Consider the following 251-nt stretch of genomic DNA (forward strand, 5'->3'; position numbering starts at 1 on the left):
AGACCACGTTTCGTGGCAGCGGCCCGACCGGTACGGCGATCGCGACGTCGGCGCGCCCCGCGGCGACGTCCTCTATGAGGGCCTCCGAGCCGCTGACCTGAAGCCGGACCTCGACCGCCGGGTGGCGGTGACGGAAGGCGGCCAGCGCCGCCGCCAGGTTCAGGACGCCAGGGCAGGCCTCCGATCCCACCGTCACCACCCCGCCGAGCAGCCCGGAGACGGCGTCCACCGCGGTGCGAGCCGCGCGTGCG

The 251-nt window shown here is 75.7% G+C and carries 1 protein-coding gene; it reads right to left on the reverse strand.

What is annotated here, in order from left to right; all coding sequences use genetic code 11:
• The coding region (locus B4920_RS27200) for a LysR substrate-binding domain-containing protein (protein WP_254051079.1) at positions 1–251 on the reverse strand (251 nt) is incomplete at both ends.

This window comes from Zoogloea sp. LCSB751, from assembly GCF_002028455.1.
Classification (GTDB): Bacteria; Pseudomonadota; Gammaproteobacteria; order Burkholderiales; family Rhodocyclaceae; genus Zoogloea.